The following is a 15,292-nucleotide window of genomic DNA, read 5'->3' as shown; positions in this document are numbered from 1 at the left end:
TATGTTTACTGGAATTATTGAAGCGGTCGGCAAGCTGACTGCCATCATCCCCAAAGGCAGTGATGTCACTATCATTGTTGAGGTGGGCAAGTTGGATATGGCCGATGTCAAACTCGGTGACAGTATCGCGACCAATGGTGTGTGTTTAACTGTCGTGGCCTTTGATTCGCGCAGTTTCAGCGCGGATCTGTCGATGGAAACCTTGAAAAAATCTGGCTTTGCTCAGTATCAGGTTGGTGATCGCGTTAACCTTGAGAAAGCGATGCTGCCGACTACTCGCTTTGGTGGCCACATTGTTTCTGGGCATGTGGATGGCTTAGGTGAAATCGTCGAGCGTATTCCTGTTGGTCGTGCGGTAGAACTGTGGGTTAACATGCCTGCGGAACTGAACAAATACGTCGCGGAAAAAGGCTCAATTACCGTCGATGGGATTAGTTTGACGGTGAATGATTTACGCAAAAACGCCTTCAAACTAACGATTGTTCCCCACACCAGTGCAGAAACCACGATGGATGAATTCCAAGTGGGTCGCCGAGTGAATCTGGAAGTGGATGTGTTAGCGCGTTATATGGAGCGCTTGCTCCAAGGAAACAAAGAGAGCGAACCACAATCGCGACTGACGATGGATTTTCTGCAGCAAAACGGCTTCGCTTAATCATTTGCCATAAAGACGAATAACGATAGGACTGACATCATGCCAATTAGTACCCCACAAGAAATTATTGAAGATATCCGTCAGGGCAAAATGGTCATCCTGATGGACGATGAAGATCGTGAGAATGAAGGTGATTTGATCATGGCGGCGGAGCATATCACGCCAGCAGCAATTAACTTCATGGCGACTCATGGTCGTGGCCTTATCTGTTTAACCATGACCAAAGAGCGTTGCCGACGTTTGGGTTTAAACCCTATGGTGCAAGATAACAATGCGCAGTACACCACCAACTTCACCGTCTCGATTGAAGCCGCTGAAGGGGTAACTACTGGCATTTCGGCGGCGGATCGCGCACGTACGGTGCAAGCGGCGGTAGCCAAAGAGGCGAAAGCATCTGATTTGGTTCAGCCGGGGCATATTTTCCCGCTTGCCGCGCAAGAAGGTGGGGTGCTGACGCGTGCAGGCCACACTGAAGCGGGTTGTGATTTGGCACGATTGGCAGGTTTTGAGCCAGCTTCGGTGATTGTGGAAATTCTGAACGATGACGGTACCATGGCACGTCGTCCGGATTTGGAAGTGTTCGCTGAAAAACACGGTTTAAAGCTCGGCACGATTGCTGACTTGATTGAATACCGCAACCACACCGAAACCACCATTGAGCGCGTGGCGCAATGCAAATTGCCGACCGAATACGGTGAGTTTGAACTGGTGACTTACCGTGACATCATCGATAAGCAAATTCACTTCGCACTACGCAAAGGGGATGTCACTACATCGCCCACTTTGGTGCGTGTTCATCTGCAAGATACCTTTACCGATTTGCTACACAGTGACCGTACCGCCGAGCGTAGTTGGACGCTGACTACCGCCATGCAGCGTATTGGTCAAGAAGGTGGGGTATTGGTGATTCTTGGCAATGAAGAGTCAAGCGATCTGCTCCTGCACCGCGTGAAAATGTTTGAGCTGCAAGATAAAGGTGAAGCACCGGCAATGGCGAAAAAGCAAGGCACTTCGCGCCGTGTGGGTGTGGGTTCACAAATCCTTGCTGATCTAGGGGTTAAGGAGATGCGTTTGCTCTCTTCGCCGAACAAAAAATACCACGCATTGGGCGGTTTTGGTCTCAATGTAGTCGAATATGTCTGTGAATAATCACAGCAAATTGCCGGTTTGCCGCGTGTTGTCTTGAAGGTGGGGTGCGGCTTTTAGCCCAAATTTCTGTTAGATATTGCTCACAAAATTGTGCTAGAATCCGGCGATTCTCACTTGATGAACAGAGTTAAAGGAAAGCTATGAAAGTGATCGAGGGTGGTTTCCCAGCACCAAATGCGAAAATTGCGATTGTGATTTCTCGTTTCAACAGTTTTATCAATGAAAGTTTACTGTCTGGTGCCATCGATACTCTTAAGCGTCACGGTCAGATCAGTGATGACAATATTACTGTCGTTCGTTGCCCTGGTGCAGTTGAGTTGCCATTGGTAGCCCAACGTGTTGCAAAAACAGGCGACTACGATGCGATTGTCTCTCTGGGTTGTGTGATCCGTGGCGGTACACCGCACTTTGACTACGTTTGCAGTGAAATGAATAAAGGTCTGGCACAAGTGTCTCTGGAATTTAGCATTCCAGTCGCATTCGGTGTACTGACTGTTGATACTATCGATCAAGCTATTGAACGCGCAGGAACCAAGGCTGGTAATAAGGGTGCTGAAGCAGCACTGAGCGCACTTGAGATGATTAACGTTCTTTCTGAAATTGATTCCTAATGGGGGCCAGTGTGAAACCAGCCGCACGTCGTAATGCACGTCAATTTGCGCTACAAGCAATTTATTCATGGCAAATTACTAAAGAGAATGTTGCGACTATTGAAGAGCAATTTCTAACCAGCGGTAAGTACGATGAAGAAGAACATCGCGCCGCTGAGCCAGCTCTTGCTGCTCCTGAAACCGATGTTTCTTATTTCCGTGACCTGTTAGCCGGTGTGGTTTTGAACCATACTGAACTAGACAGCAAACTGCGTCCTTTTGTTTCTCGTCCGATGCAAGATCTGGACATGATGGAACTGGCGCTGCTGCGTTTGGCCATGTACGAAATGACGCGTCGTGAAGACGTACCATATAAAGTCGTGATTAACGAGGCGATTGAACTGGCAAAAGTATTTGCCGCTGAAGATAGCCATAAATTCGTTAACGGTGTATTGGATAAAGCCGCACCGCACGTACGTAAGAAAGCGTAATCCGTTTTCCACAGAAGGTCAGCAGTTGCTGACCTTTTTTCTTAATAAGCTGCTGCTTCTGTTGGCTTAATTAACCAAAGAGTCTGGATGATGTTTGGTGAATTTAATTTAATCGATAAATATTTTTCTAACCGACAACCACAACGCAAAGATGTGCATTTAGCGTTGGGGGATGATTGTGCGATTGTTAAAGTTCCTGAAAACTCACGAGTGGCGATCAGTACGGACACCTTAGTAGCGGGAACTCATTTTTTAGCTGAAGCGAATCCAGCATGGGTTGCGCATAAAGCGTTGGCTTCTAACATCAGTGATCTGGCGGCGATGGGCGCGACACCGGCTTGGGTCTCCCTTGCTCTCACTTTGCCTGAAATCGATGAGGCGTGGCTAAAACCTTTCTGCGATGCCTTTTTCGAGTTAGCCAATTACTACAATGTGCAGCTAATTGGTGGTGACACTACCAAAGGTCCGCTCAGTATTACTCTGACGGTGCAGGGTTTTTTGCCTAAAGAGCAAGCCATGTTGCGCAGTGGAGCGAAAGTCGGTGATTGGCTGTATGTCACTGGTGATCTTGGCGATAGCCAAGCGGGGTTGGATGTGATTTTGCACCCTGAAAAGCGCCAATTGCCATTTGCAGAGATTTTAGAGCAGCGCCATTACCTTTCGACACCACGAATTGTTGCTGGGCAAGCCTTGGTGCATTTGGCTTCTTCGGCGATTGATATTTCCGATGGTTTGATCGCCGATCTGTCGCATATCATGCAGCGTTCACATGTTGGGGCGAGTATTGATGTGAGTTTATTGCCTCTCTCGAAAGAGTTATTACAGTTCGTGGATGATGCCACTACAGCTCAGCAATATGCGCTGACCAGCGGTGAAGAGTACGAACTCTGCTTTACCATACCAGAAGAGAATCGCGGATCATTGGAAAATGCCTTGGCTCACTGTGGTACTAAAGTGACTTGTATCGGCCAGATTCGTCCGGCTGGCACTTTTGAGTTGCATAATAAAGGCAAAAAGCTCAACTGGCAGTTAGCCGGATATGATCATTTTAAGGTGAAATCATGAGTGATCCGCGCAGCAACATCTCCTTACGCAACCCTTGGCACCTGCTGGCAACAGGCTTTGGTAGTGGTTTATCTCCTGTGGTGCCTGGCACTATGGGGACCTTAGCTTCGGTGCCGTTTTATCTTATGCTGGCGCAACTTCCTGTTACCCTGTATTTGGTGGTGATTGTGGTCGCTAGCTTTATCGGGATAAAAATTTGCCAAGTGACTTCGGATGATATGCAGGTGCACGATCATGGCTCCATAGTCTGGGATGAGTTTGCCGGATTTTGGATCACTATGCTGATAGTGCCTTTATGCCAATTACCGGTTTTTGATTGGAAATGGCTAGCCACCGGTTTTGTGCTATTTCGCTTTTTCGACATGCTCAAGCCGTGGCCAATCAGTTGGTTGGATAAGCGCGTGCATGGCGGCTTCGGTATCATGATTGATGATGTAGTGGCAGGAGTTATGGCGGCGATCTGCTTAGCCGCTATTGGTCACTGGCTACAGTGGTTCCCTTCAGTATCGGCATGAAATCATAGTGTAGTGTGCAGGTTCCCCTAGGGGGAACCTGACTAAACTAGTTTAACTTTTCTAAATCCGCTTCAATTTCTGCAATTTTACTGGCGACAACTTTTTCTAAGTGGCGTAAATCGTTAAGAATTTTCTGTTTCACATCCACGTCACTCATCACTTCGGTTTTGGTTATCTTGTTCAGCTCATCAATCACCAGCGTCAAATTACGATTAATTTCAGTCACTTCTTTGTATTGATGACTGCCACTATCGACCAATACATTTTTGATCTGCCTCGGATACTTAAACTTAACGCTTTTGGCGAACAGCTCGCCCTTTTGCTTTTTGAAGTAAATCTTCAATACGTCTTTATGCGCTTCTTGGCGCAATGAATAGCGTTCAATTTGCGTAGGTTCATTAATACCCAAGCCAACAAGATGGGGAAACATAAGCAACCTCTTAGTTAAACTAACCCTCGCGATCCCTTTGCTACTTTAAGCTGCAGTGGTATTGGCTATATTCGTTCATCCCAATGACATAGCCTGCCTATGCACATTGGGTATGAATTTACTTGCCGCCTACCTGCAACACCAAGTAGTTTGGGGATATCACCAAACCATATGTATTGAATAAGTGTGGTGATAGCACCTCATTGACTGTAGCAGTTGGTTGATGTGCCTGACAGCTCAATAGGTTAAGTTGTGCTCAAGATCGCACCTGATTGGTTTCATTTCCCTAGCCACTCGCTATTGAGCGCTTGGAGCAAGATGTGCAACATTCTCAATCAATCTTTCACGCAGCAGCTGCTCTTCTTCATCATTGAGGCGGGCGCCTTGTGAGTTGGTGAGGATAAATAAGTCCTCTGCTCTTTCTCCAATCGTGGTGATTTTGGCCGCATGTAGATCGAAATTCAGCTCAGCAAACGTTGCACCAACGGAAGCTAATAGTCCTGGAGTATCTAATGCAACAAATTCCATTAACGTCCGCTTTTTACTCTTGGTTGGCAGAAAATCAACTTGAGTCTTGACCTTAAAGTGGTGCAAGTTGCGCGGAATGCGGCGTACTTTCTGCGTTGTGGGACGACCTTCTTCCAAAACTTGCACCAGATGGTGAATTAAAGCTTGGTGACGATTCTCTTCGATCGCCTGTCCGTTCTGGTCGAGCACCATAAAGGTATCGAGCACGTAACCGTCTTTGCTGGCCATGATTTGAGCATCGTGTACGTTAAGGTTACGGCGATCTAGTTCTGCAACCACAGTGGCAAATAGAGCGGCTTGATCTTTGGTGTAGACGAAAACTTCAGTACCGCCACGCGTGGCTTTTTTACTGATCAACACCAGCGGCTTACGGCTGTCTTCATGGCGCAATAAATGAGTGCAATGCCAAGCGATCTGCTTGTGAGTATGGCGCAAAAAATAATCGGCTTTAAAGCGTTGCCACAGTACATCGATTTCTCGGCTCGAGAACCCCTCTTTACGCAGTAGCGCCGAAGCCATCTGCTGGTTGTGGCGAATACGCTCACGAATATCAACCGGATTCTCCAAGCCGCGGCGTAACGCCCGTTGTGTGGAGTAAAACAGCTCTGCCAGTAGCGTACGTTTCCAACTGTTCCAAAGTTCAGGATTGGTCGCGCAGATATCGGCCACGGTTAAGCACACCAGATATTCGAGGCGTTCTTCATCCCGTACTTTTTTGGCAAATTCGATGATTACATCCGGATCGTAGATATCACGGCGCTGCGCGGTTACCGACATCAGTAGATGGTTTTTAACTAGCCAAGCGACCAATTTCGCTTCGGGTTTTGATAAGCCGTGTTCAATACAGAAGTCGTATGCATCATCAGCGCCAATTTCCGAGTGATCGCCTCCACGTCCTTTGCCGATGTCATGGAAAATAGCGGCGAGGATCAGTAGCTCCTTTTTCTGAATTTTGGGGTAAATTTCACAGCAGATAGGGTGGCGTTCGTGATTCTGTGGGTCGCTAAACAAATGGATATGCTTGAGCAAGCGAATGCTGTGTTCATCCACAGTGTAAACATGGAAAAGGTCAAACTGCATCTGGCCGACAATCTGGCTCCATTGCGGTAAATAAGCTGCAAGGACGCCAAGTTTATGCATTTGGCTAAAGGCTTTATGCAGTGCATTGGGGTGACGTACGAGTTCAATGAATTTCTCACGTGCCTCTGGAATGGTGTGCAAGAATTTATTGAGACGGCGACGCGCGGTGCGCAATTGACGCATGGTGGCCGGTGCAACCGATTCGATGGTGGAATCGCTGGCCATATGCAAAAACATATCCAGAATAGTTTCTGGGCGAGCTTGGAATAGGGCAGGCTTACGCGCTTCAATCATGCTGCCTCGGCGTTGGAAATCTTCATCAATCACAATGGCTTCTGCCTCTTCGCCGTTATTGAGAATGGCTTTATCGAAGATTTTTAGCAGCATTTTGTTCAGTTCTGCGACTCGACGCAGGGTGCGGAAGAATTCTTTCATCATCATTTCTACACCGCGATTACCTTCACCAAAGTAACCGAGATGGCGTGCGACTTGCACTTGATGGGCAAACGTCAAGCGGTTGTCATAACGTCTTAATTCAATGTGCAGAGCAAAACGCACTCGCCACAGAAAATCTTGGCATTCAACCAACTCACGGTATTCCGCATCGGTTAAAAAGCCAAAGCGGCTCATTTCGTACAGCGAGGTTGCCCCAAAATGGCGGCGAGCAACCCAGCTTAGAGTGTGAATATCGCGCAGTCCGCCGGGGGTCGATTTAATATCAGGTTCTAAGTTATAGGTGGTGTCGTGGTAACGAGCATGCCGATCTTTTTGCTCTTGAACTTTGGCTTGATAGAAGATTGCACTGGGCCAAAATGACTCCGAATGGATGACCATTTTCAGACGATGAAACGTCTCTTCACAGCCGCATAATAATCGCGCTTCCTGCAGGTTAGTGGCCACCGTTAAATCGGCTTTACCAATTTCAGCACACTGTGCAACGGTTCGAACTGCATGACCTATTTCGAGCTTGAGATCCCAAAGTAGAGTCAGAAACTGACTAATCTTGCTGGCTACTTGTTCACTTAATGATTGTTGCGATAAGACAAGAAGATCGATATCAGAAAGAGGATGTAGCTCACCTCGACCATAACCGCCCACAGCAACCAAACTTACTTCGAGCAGTTCATCAAAATCAAAGAATTGCCATAAGCGATGCAGGAGAAGATCCATATATTCGGAGCGTCCCAACACCAGATCGGTCACCGGGTGATGGTTGAAAAATTCCTGCTTTTGATATTCAGTAAAATTTTCCAGCTGCTGCTTTAAGCTATCAATAGTCAGCTGGTGATCTTGAAGTGTGAGCGGGGATTGATACAACATAGCGCGTCCATGCTGGCGTTAACACAAGTTAAAGCCAATCTAGCAGATGGGAGAAGATAAAAAAATATCCCTGACTAGCAGGGATATTTTTCAGCATTGAAGAGCTTAAGCGTTGTTGAGCAAACGCGGCAGTGTTTCATCTTTACGCAGGGTTAAGATCTCGCAGCCAGTGGCCGTAACGAGAATGGTGTGCTCCCATTGCGCAGATTTTTTACCGTCGGCGGTGTAAACCGTCCAACTGTCTTCATCATCAAGGCGGCAGCCAAATTTACCGGCGTTGATCATCGGCTCGATGGTGAAAATCATCCCTTCACGCAACACGGTGCGATCACTGTTTTTGTAGTGCACCACTTGTGGCTCTTCATGGAACTCAGCACCAATGCCGTGACCACAGTAATCACGCACGATAGAAAACTTAAAGCGTGGATTATTTTTGTTGTTGGTCTTGATGTGTTTTTCAATCGTGCTACCAATTTCGCCAAGTTGCACGCCTGGTTTAACTTGTTTTAGAGCCAAGTACAGACATTCTTGTGCCACATGACACAGGCGCTTGTCTTCGAGTGACACCTCACCAATCAGGAACATTTTTGATGTATCGCCGTGGTAACCGTCTTTGATCACAGTAATGTCAATATTGAGGATGTCACCATCGCGCAGTACCGCAGGGCGTTGCAGTTGGCCGAAGTAAGAATCTTCACTGGCTGGAATACCGTGGCAGACAATGTGATTGATCGACGTGCAAATCGATTTTGGAAAACCGTGATAATTCAGTGGTGCCGGAATTGCGCCTTGAACCTCAGTAATGTACTTATGACAAATCTGATCAAGTTCTTCGGTGGTCACGCCTGCTTTCACATGAGGTTCAATCATTTCCAGAACTTCAGCGGCTAAGCGGCCCGCAACGCGCATCTTTTCAATTTCTACGGCATTCTTGATTTTTATAGACATCGGCTTTCTCTACTGACTTGTGAGCACACAAGGTGCTAGTGGCGCTATTGTAACAATGGACAGATGAAGCGCAAGAAAACAGTCATTGTTGAGCCAGAAACGACAAGTAAATACGCCATGCTTCATCTGTTGCTAACGAATTTTTTCTAGCCAAACTGAGGCAAAATATGGTATAAAGCGCGCCGGAATCTGGGTCCTTATTCTCCTTCACGGCGAAAAGGATTGAGAACCACAAACCTAATTGTTTAAATCACACACATTCCGACACGTGTTCCGGGGTGCTCCAATAAGGAGTCGGATATACGGGGAATGTGGAGGCCTAACCCCATAGAGGATTTTAAAATGGCATCTGTATCAATGCGCGATATGCTGACAGCGGGCGTACACTTCGGTCACCAAACTCGTTACTGGAACCCAAAAATGAAGCAATTCATTTTCGGTGCTCGTAACCGCGTTCACATCATCAACCTAGAAAAAACTGTACCTATGTTCAACGAAGCTCTAGCTGAGCTGGCAAAAGTTGGCGAGAAAAAAGGTAAAGTTCTGTTCGTAGGTACTAAGCGCGCTGCATCTGAGTCTGTTAAAGAAGCTGCTCTAGCAAGCAACCAATACTACGTTAACAACCGCTGGTTGGGCGGTATGCTGACTAACTGGAAAACTGTTCGTCAGTCAATCAAGCGTCTGAAAGAGCTGGAGGTTCAATCAACTGACGGTACTTTTGACAAGCTGACTAAGAAAGAAGCTCTAATGCGCACTCGCGAAATGGAGAAACTGGAAAAGTCTCTTGGCGGTATCAAAGATATGGGCGGCCTGCCTGACGCTCTGTTCGTAATCGATGCAGATCACGAGCACATCGCTATCAAAGAAGCGAACAACCTAGGTATTCCAGTATTTGCTGTTGTTGATACTAACTCTAGCCCAGACGGCGTTGACTACATCATCCCAGGTAACGACGACGCGATCCGCGCTGTTCAACTGTACCTGAATGCGGCTGCTGCATCGATCAATGAAGGTCGTAACAAAGACGCTGTTGTAGCTGAAAAAGACGGTTTCGTAGAAGCGGAATAATCTCGGCTCTGAGTGAAACTTAGGTGCTATCTGCCATAATTGTGCAGCATAGACCAAGTTATAGTTAGCATTGGGGGCCGATATGTAGGCCCTCAATTTTTACCCAATCCAGAATTAACTGAGGAATAGAGAATGGCTGTTACTGCTGCTCTAGTAAAAGAACTGCGCGAGCGTACTGGCGCAGGTATGATGGAATGTAAGAAAGCCCTTGTTGAAACTAACGGTGACATCGAGTTGGCGATCGAAAACATGCGTAAGAGTGGTGCTGCTAAAGCTGCTAAAAAAGCTGGCAACATCGCTGCTGAAGGCACCATCATTATCAAAGAAGGCGAAGGCGTTGCGGCTCTGGTTGAAGTAAACTGCCAAACTGACTTCGTAGCAAAAGACGGTAGCTTCGTAGCATTTGCTAACCAAGTTGCTGACGCTGCTGTAGCTTCTAAAGCCTCTGTAGAAGAACTACAAGCGCAATTCGAAGAAGTTCGTGTTGCTCTAGTTGCGAAAATTGGTGAGAACATCAACATCCGTCGCGTTCAGTACGTTGAAGGCGTAACTCTGGCTACTTACCGTCATGGCGACCGTATCGGTGTAGTAGTTGCAGGTTCTGCTGATGCAGAAACACTGAAGCACGTTGCAATGCACGTTGCTGCTTCTCGTCCAGAATTCCTGACACCAGACGACGTTCCTGCTGAAGTCGTTGCGAAAGAGCGTGAAGTTCAAGTTGGTATCGCAATGAACGAAGGCAAGCCAAAAGAAATCGCAGAGAAAATGGTTGAAGGCCGTATGAAGAAATTCACTGGCGAAGTTTCTCTGACTGGTCAACCATTCGTAATGGAACCAAAGAAAACTGTTGGCGAAATTCTTGCTGAGAAAGGCATCACTGTTTCTGCATTCGTTCGTCTAGAAGTAGGTGAAGGTATCGAGAAACAAGAAGGCCTGAGCTTTGCTGAAGAAGTAGCACTGGTGCAAAAAGGTTAATCCTAGCGCGATTGCTCAAAAAAGACCGTGGCCATAGCTGCGGTCTTTTCACGATTAACGCCTTGATTAGTGAAATGTGGCTCGCAAAAGTGTTGATTAGCCGTGATGAATGGATTTAAGCCCACACTCAAATCTATCCATGACTGTTAATCCTCAACTCTCTTTGGAAGGTAACTCCCATGACTACAAACCCTAAACCAGCTTATCAACGTATTCTGTTAAAACTAAGTGGTGAAGCGCTACAAGGCACTGAAGGTTTTGGTATTGATCCAACGGTACTTGATCGTATGGCTCAAGAAGTAAAAGAACTGGTTGAGCTAGGCGTGCAAGTAGGCGTGGTGATTGGTGGGGGTAACCTGTTCCGTGGTGCTGGTCTTGCAAAAGCAGGCATGAACCGTGTTGTGGGTGACCATATGGGGATGTTGGCAACCGTGATGAACGGTTTGGCGATGCGTGATGCGTTGCACCGTGCTTACGTTAACGCTCGTTTGATGTCAGCGATTCCTCTTAACGGCGTATGTGATGATTACAGTTGGTCTGATGCGATTCGTGAATTGCGTCAAGGCCGAGTGGTGATCTTTGCTGCGGGTACAGGTAACCCATTCTTTACTACGGATTCGGCTGCGTGTCTGCGTGGTATTGAAATCGAAGCTGACGTGGTTCTCAAAGCAACGAAAGTGGATGGGGTATACAGTGCTGACCCGGTAGCCAACCCTGATGCACAACTGTATGATAAGCTTGCTTACAACGATGTGCTTGAGAAAGAACTGAAAGTGATGGATTTGGCGGCATTTACACTGGCACGTGACCATAAAATGCCAATTCGTGTATTTAACATGAATAAGCCAGGCGCACTTCGTCGTGTCGTTATGGGTGAGGCTGAAGGTACACTGATCAGCGATGCGCAGTGATCGGTCTCGAAACCAAACGCTCTCGAAACGAAAACAAGAATTAAGGTGATATTGTGATTAATGAGATCAAAAAAGATGCGCAAGAGCGTATGGAGAAAAGTGTTGAAGCACTGAAGAATGGCCTGTCAAAGATCCGTACTGGCCGTGCTCACCCAAGTCTATTGACTGGGATTTCTGTTGACTACTACGGCGCTCCAACTCCACTTAATCAGGTTGCTAACGTGATTGCAGAAGATGCTCGTACGTTAGCGATCACCGTGTTCGATCGCGATTTAACTCAAAAAGTTGAAAAAGCGATCTTGATGTCTGACTTAGGTCTAAACCCAATGTCAGCAGGCACCATCATCCGTGTTCCACTGCCACCGCTGACGGAAGAGCGTCGTCGTGATTTGGTGAAAATTGTACGTGGTGAGGCGGAAGGTGGTCGTGTTGCTGTGCGTAATATTCGTCGTGATGCAAACAACGATCTGAAAGGTCTACTGAAAGACAAAGAAATTTCAGAAGATGATGAGCGTCGCGCACAAGAAGACATCCAAAAACTGACTGATGCAGCAGTGAAAAAGATCGATGATGTTCTTGCTGCAAAAGAAAAAGAGCTGATGGAAGTTTAATCCACTAGCTTGGTGAACAAAACGCTGTGCTCGCAGCACAGCGTTTTTTTATGCTACTCTTGCGCTTCTTTATTTATTCGTTGTATTTCTTATGCAGAATCTATCTATTTCCCAGGATATATTGCCAAAGCACATCGCCGTTATTATGGATGGCAACGGGCGTTGGGCAAAAGCACAGGGAAAACCGCGAGTGTTCGGCCATAAAAATGGTGTGGCAGCGGTTCGCAAAACTATCTCAACCTCTGCTCGTCTTGGCATTAAAGCCGTAACCCTGTTTGCTTTTAGCAGTGAAAACTGGCGTCGCCCAGAAGAGGAAGTCGGGGTGTTGATGGAACTGTTTATTACCGTTCTTTCCACCGAGATTAAAAAATTGCATAAGAATAATCTGCGTTTACGAGTGATTGGTGATAAAAGTCGCTTTAGCGAGCGACTGCAATCTAAAATCGCTCAAGCAGAAGAATTAACTGCCAACAATACGGGTATGGTAGTGAATATTGCGGCGAATTATGGTGGTCAGTGGGACATCTTGCAAGCCACGAAAGCTTTGGCGGAAAAGGCTAAACAAGGTGATCTGCAGCCTGCAGATATTGATGAAGCGATGTTCAAACAACATTTGACCATGGCTGATCTGCCGGAGGTGGACTTGCTTATCCGCACCAGCGGAGAGTGTCGCATTAGTAACTTTATGCTTTGGCAACTTGCCTATGCAGAAATGTATTTTACTCCAGTCTTCTGGCCTGAGTTCGATGAAAACTGCCTGATTGAAGCAGTGACTTGGTTTGTTAATCGTGAGCGCCGTTTTGGTTGTACTGGTGAACAAATCAAGGCATTGATGGAAAACTGAATATAGGACTTCTCAATTTGAAGCAGCGAATCATTACAGCGCTTATCCTCGCGCCTTTGGTGATCCTTGGTATCCTTTATCTGCCTTTTGCTGGTTTTATGTTGGCACTTGCGGTAGTAACTTTACTTGGGTTCTGGGAATGGACTCAGTTTGTAGATCAACCGTCACGTGTTTGGGCTATGGTTCCGGCATTGGTGGTTGGTGGATTGAGTGTCGCTCTGATCGATTTTGAATTGCCAGCGATTGGTAATCTTGATACTACTCATCTGATTGTGCTTGGTATCGGCAGTTCATGGTGGTTAGTTTCGAGTGCTCTGGCGATCACTTATCCACGCTCGCGTCCGCTATGGGAGCATTCAAGTAGCGTTCGCCACCTATTTGGCTTGCTGACATTGCTACCTTTCTTCTGGAGTGTGCTGTTCTTACGTGCCAACTCTTACCTTTCCGACCCTTTTTATGGCGCGAAACTTGTACTCTTCGTCTGTTTTCTGGTTTGGGCTGCAGACAGCGGTGCCTATTTTTTGGGAAAAAGCTTAGGTAAACACAAAATGGCACCAGCAGTAAGCCCTAACAAAACCATAGAAGGTTTAATTGGAGGGATTGCTACGGCAATGCTGGTGGGTTACTGGGTTGCCGAGTGGTTTGGCCTTCAATTTAGCTCAATGATTGCGATGTTACTGATCATTTTGGTCACAGTTGTCATTTCAGTATTGGGTGATTTGGTCGAAAGTATGTTTAAGCGAGTCTCCGGTATCAAAGACAGCAGTAATATTATTCCGGGGCATGGTGGCATTTTAGATCGAATTGATAGCCTTACGGCCGCCTTTCCTGTGTTCGCACTTCTCTATTTCTTGTTTTAATCATCAGGCTGCCTTGGCAGCCTGATGTGAATAACAGCGGTTTCACTATGCGTAAATTAACCATTTTAGGTGCCACTGGTTCTATCGGAGCCAGTACCCTTAAGGTAGTTGCCCAAAATCCACAGCAGTTTTCGATTGTGGCTTTAGTTGCTGGGGGCAATGTTGCCAAGATGTATCAGCTTTGCCTGCAGTGGCAACCCCAATATGCGGTCATGTCGACAGCACTGGCTGCTACAGAATTACAACAGTTGCTTAAAAGCCAAAATCAAGCAACAGAAGTGTTGTATGGCGAAGAGGCTATGTGCCAAGTTGCTGCATTAGATGAAGTCGATACTGTGATGGCAGCGATTGTTGGTGCCGCAGGTTTGCTGCCGACTATGGCGGCGGTGAAAGCGGGTAAGCGAGTCTTATTGGCTAACAAAGAAGCGTTGGTGATGTCCGGTCAACTGTTCATCGATGCAGTAGCGAAATCAGGCGCAGAGTTGATGCCAGTCGATAGTGAGCATAACGCGATTTTTCAATGCTTACCGAGTGAGATTCAAACTGAGCTTGGACGCTGTGATCTAGAAAAACACGGCATCAGTCATATTTTGTTAACAGGGTCGGGCGGCCCTTTTCGCTACAGTGATCTCGCCACACTGGATAGCGTAACGCCAGAGCAAGCTATTGCTCATCCAAACTGGTCCATGGGGCCAAAAATCTCCGTTGACTCAGCCACCATGATGAATAAAGGGCTCGAATATATCGAGGCGAAGTGGTTGTTTAATACCTCTCGTGATCAGCTCAAAGTGCTTATCCATCCTCAATCGGTTATCCACTCGATGGTGCAATACAGAGATGGTTCAGTGATGGCTCAGTTAGGTGAACCGGATATGGCCACGCCGATCTCTTACGCAATGGCTTATCCTAAACGCATTTCAGCAGGAGTCCCTGCATTGGATTTCACGCGGTTACAGCAGCTGACGTTTATGGATGTGGATTTCGCGCGCTATCCTTGTTTGCAACTGGCGATGGATGCGTGTTTTCTTGGGCAGCATGCTACTACCTCACTCAATGCGGCAAATGAAGTGGCAGTTGATGCCTTTTTAAAACAGAAAATACGTTTTACTGACATCGTATTAATCAATGAGCAGGTCTTGTCTAAGGTCTGCGCGACTAATGCTCAGTTATATGGCATTGACTTGGAAAGCCTGCTTGAGCTAGATACAATGGCTCGCCATTTCGCCCACCAAGTATTAAAAGAGCGTTAACC

General features: G+C 46.8%; 16 protein-coding genes. 13 read left to right on the top strand and 3 right to left on the bottom strand.

Annotated features, from left to right (window positions below):
• Position 1: 1 nt before the first annotated feature.
• The 6 genes from VOA_RS02145 to pgpA all read left to right on the top strand — a co-directional run bounded on the left by VOA_RS02145 (position 2) and on the right by pgpA (position 4,465).
• Positions 2 to 655, top strand: coding sequence for a riboflavin synthase (locus VOA_RS02145; RefSeq protein ID WP_000493831.1), 654 nt, complete (start codon positions 2 to 4; stop codon positions 653 to 655).
• A 39-nt stretch (positions 656 to 694) separates the two neighbouring features.
• Positions 695 to 1,804 carry a bifunctional 3,4-dihydroxy-2-butanone-4-phosphate synthase/GTP cyclohydrolase II gene (gene ribBA, locus VOA_RS02150; protein ID WP_001122869.1) on the top strand — a complete coding sequence of 370 codons (1,110 nt, stop codon included), beginning with the start codon at positions 695 to 697 and terminating at the stop codon, positions 1,802 to 1,804.
• Positions 1,805 to 1,944: 140 nt separating this feature from the next.
• The gene (gene ribH / locus VOA_RS02155) at positions 1,945 to 2,415 is read left to right on the top strand and encodes a 6,7-dimethyl-8-ribityllumazine synthase (protein WP_000864130.1); all 471 of its coding nucleotides are present in this window, start codon (positions 1,945 to 1,947) and stop codon (positions 2,413 to 2,415) included.
• Complete coding sequence (nusB, locus tag VOA_RS02160; protein ID WP_000501297.1) at positions 2,415 to 2,885, top strand: transcription antitermination factor NusB; 471 nt, start codon at positions 2,415 to 2,417, stop codon at positions 2,883 to 2,885. The genes ribH and nusB overlap by 1 nt, the downstream gene beginning before the upstream one ends.
• 90 nt (positions 2,886 to 2,975) lie before the next feature.
• On the top strand, positions 2,976 to 3,950 hold the full coding sequence (thiL, locus tag VOA_RS02165) for a thiamine-phosphate kinase (protein WP_032468417.1): 975 nt from the start codon (positions 2,976 to 2,978) through the stop codon (positions 3,948 to 3,950).
• Positions 3,947 to 4,465 (top strand): phosphatidylglycerophosphatase A, encoded by a 519-nt coding sequence (pgpA, locus tag VOA_RS02170; RefSeq protein WP_001283258.1) that lies wholly within the window; start codon positions 3,947 to 3,949, stop codon positions 4,463 to 4,465. The genes thiL and pgpA overlap by 4 nt, the downstream gene beginning before the upstream one ends.
• Positions 4,466 to 4,511: 46 nt before the next feature.
• On the opposite strand, the gene VOA_RS02175 is transcribed toward pgpA, so the two are convergent.
• The 3 genes from VOA_RS02175 to map all read right to left on the bottom strand — a co-directional run bounded on the left by VOA_RS02175 (position 4,512) and on the right by map (position 8,771).
• A complete protein-coding gene (locus VOA_RS02175) occupies positions 4,512 to 4,895 on the bottom strand; it encodes a DUF3461 family protein (protein WP_000483925.1) in 384 nt (127 codons plus the stop codon).
• A 297-nt stretch (positions 4,896 to 5,192) separates the two neighbouring features.
• A complete protein-coding gene (gene glnD / locus VOA_RS02180; protein ID WP_000966837.1) occupies positions 5,193 to 7,823 on the bottom strand; it encodes a bifunctional uridylyltransferase/uridylyl-removing protein GlnD in 2,631 nt (876 codons plus the stop codon).
• Positions 7,824 to 7,928: 105 nt separating this feature from the next.
• Entirely contained in the window at positions 7,929 to 8,771 is an 843-nt protein-coding gene (gene map, locus VOA_RS0118695) for a type I methionyl aminopeptidase (protein WP_000023303.1), read from the bottom strand.
• Positions 8,772 to 9,113: 342 nt separating this feature from the next.
• Here map and rpsB point away from each other — a divergent pair, with 342 nt between their 5' ends.
• The 7 genes from rpsB to ispC all read left to right on the top strand — a co-directional run bounded on the left by rpsB (position 9,114) and on the right by ispC (position 15,290).
• Complete coding sequence (gene rpsB / locus VOA_RS02185; protein WP_000179227.1) at positions 9,114 to 9,839, top strand: 30S ribosomal protein S2; 726 nt, start codon at positions 9,114 to 9,116, stop codon at positions 9,837 to 9,839.
• A gap of 132 nt (positions 9,840 to 9,971) precedes the next feature.
• Positions 9,972 to 10,814, top strand: a complete 843-nt coding sequence (gene tsf, locus VOA_RS02190; protein WP_000301486.1) for a translation elongation factor Ts — start codon at positions 9,972 to 9,974, stop codon at positions 10,812 to 10,814.
• Positions 10,815 to 10,993: 179 nt separating this feature from the next.
• Positions 10,994 to 11,725, top strand: a complete 732-nt coding sequence (gene pyrH / locus VOA_RS02195; protein ID WP_000210551.1) for a UMP kinase — start codon at positions 10,994 to 10,996, stop codon at positions 11,723 to 11,725.
• Positions 11,726 to 11,778: 53 nt separating this feature from the next.
• On the top strand, positions 11,779 to 12,336 hold the full coding sequence (gene frr, locus VOA_RS02200) for a ribosome recycling factor (RefSeq protein ID WP_000606617.1): 558 nt from the start codon (positions 11,779 to 11,781) through the stop codon (positions 12,334 to 12,336).
• A gap of 91 nt (positions 12,337 to 12,427) precedes the next feature.
• Positions 12,428 to 13,180 (top strand): polyprenyl diphosphate synthase, encoded by a 753-nt coding sequence (uppS, locus tag VOA_RS02205; RefSeq protein WP_032468383.1) that lies wholly within the window; start codon positions 12,428 to 12,430, stop codon positions 13,178 to 13,180.
• Positions 13,181 to 13,197: 17 nt separating this feature from the next.
• Positions 13,198 to 14,040 carry a phosphatidate cytidylyltransferase gene (locus tag VOA_RS02210; RefSeq protein ID WP_000813561.1) on the top strand — a complete coding sequence of 281 codons (843 nt, stop codon included), beginning with the start codon at positions 13,198 to 13,200 and terminating at the stop codon, positions 14,038 to 14,040.
• A gap of 47 nt (positions 14,041 to 14,087) precedes the next feature.
• Positions 14,088 to 15,290 carry a 1-deoxy-D-xylulose-5-phosphate reductoisomerase gene (gene ispC, locus VOA_RS02215; protein ID WP_001229030.1) on the top strand — a complete coding sequence of 401 codons (1,203 nt, stop codon included), beginning with the start codon at positions 14,088 to 14,090 and terminating at the stop codon, positions 15,288 to 15,290.
• Positions 15,291 to 15,292: the final 2 nt, after the last annotated feature.

Source organism: Vibrio sp. RC586 (genome assembly GCF_000176715.1).
In the GTDB taxonomy this organism is placed as follows: domain Bacteria; phylum Pseudomonadota; class Gammaproteobacteria; order Enterobacterales; family Vibrionaceae; genus Vibrio.
This window is presented reverse-complemented; position numbering and strand designations above follow the sequence as displayed.

Excerpts from the sequence above, each read along its gene's own strand:
- VOA_RS02145 (WP_000493831.1), top strand. The coding sequence starts at position 2 with ATGTTTACTGGAATTATTGAAGCGGTCGGCAAGCTGACTGCCATCATC.
- ribBA (WP_001122869.1), top strand. The coding sequence starts at position 695 with ATGCCAATTAGTACCCCACAAGAAATTATTGAAGATATCCGTCAGGGC.
- ribH (WP_000864130.1), top strand. The coding sequence starts at position 1,945 with ATGAAAGTGATCGAGGGTGGTTTCCCAGCACCAAATGCGAAAATTGCG.
- nusB (WP_000501297.1), top strand. The coding sequence starts at position 2,415 with ATGGGGGCCAGTGTGAAACCAGCCGCACGTCGTAATGCACGTCAATTT.
- thiL (WP_032468417.1), top strand. The coding sequence starts at position 2,976 with ATGTTTGGTGAATTTAATTTAATCGATAAATATTTTTCTAACCGACAA.
- pgpA (WP_001283258.1), top strand. The coding sequence starts at position 3,947 with ATGAGTGATCCGCGCAGCAACATCTCCTTACGCAACCCTTGGCACCTG.
- VOA_RS02175 (WP_000483925.1), bottom strand. The coding sequence starts at position 4,895 with ATGTTTCCCCATCTTGTTGGCTTGGGTATTAATGAACCTACGCAAATT.
- glnD (WP_000966837.1), bottom strand. The coding sequence starts at position 7,823 with ATGTTGTATCAATCCCCGCTCACACTTCAAGATCACCAGCTGACTATT.
- map (WP_000023303.1), bottom strand. The coding sequence starts at position 8,771 with ATGTCTATAAAAATCAAGAATGCCGTAGAAATTGAAAAGATGCGCGTT.
- rpsB (WP_000179227.1), top strand. The coding sequence starts at position 9,114 with ATGGCATCTGTATCAATGCGCGATATGCTGACAGCGGGCGTACACTTC.
- tsf (WP_000301486.1), top strand. The coding sequence starts at position 9,972 with ATGGCTGTTACTGCTGCTCTAGTAAAAGAACTGCGCGAGCGTACTGGC.
- pyrH (WP_000210551.1), top strand. The coding sequence starts at position 10,994 with ATGACTACAAACCCTAAACCAGCTTATCAACGTATTCTGTTAAAACTA.
- uppS (WP_032468383.1), top strand. The coding sequence starts at position 12,428 with ATGCAGAATCTATCTATTTCCCAGGATATATTGCCAAAGCACATCGCC.
- ispC (WP_001229030.1), top strand. The coding sequence starts at position 14,088 with ATGCGTAAATTAACCATTTTAGGTGCCACTGGTTCTATCGGAGCCAGT.